This window comes from Psychromonas arctica (assembly GCF_038155225.1).
In the GTDB taxonomy this organism is placed as follows: domain Bacteria; phylum Pseudomonadota; class Gammaproteobacteria; order Enterobacterales; family Psychromonadaceae; genus Psychromonas; species Psychromonas arctica_B.
Genome location: NZ_JBAKBA010000383.1, coordinates 1 through 213 on the forward strand (window position 1 = coordinate 1; position 213 = coordinate 213).

Annotated in this window: 1 protein-coding gene; it reads left to right on the forward strand. The window is 31.5% G+C overall.

The window, feature by feature from the left end; genetic code table 11:
• Positions 1-213 (forward strand): ketopantoate reductase C-terminal domain-containing protein (locus V6255_RS18860; protein ID WP_341629471.1); only part of this gene is annotated, 213 nt, incomplete at both ends.

The window sequence follows — 213 nt, forward strand, 5'->3', positions numbered from 1 at the left end:
CTTTAATTCAACCTGTAGTATTAGAAGTATTTAGTATTGCAGAAGCTGAGCAGATTGATATTGAAGTGACCGAGTTACAACAAACTGTTTCAAATGTAATTAAAGCAACTGCTGGAAATTATTCATCAAAGAATAGGGATATTTATTACGGTAGCGAGACTGAAATTCAATATATCAATGGTTACCTTATAAAAAAAGCGCAACAACATAACA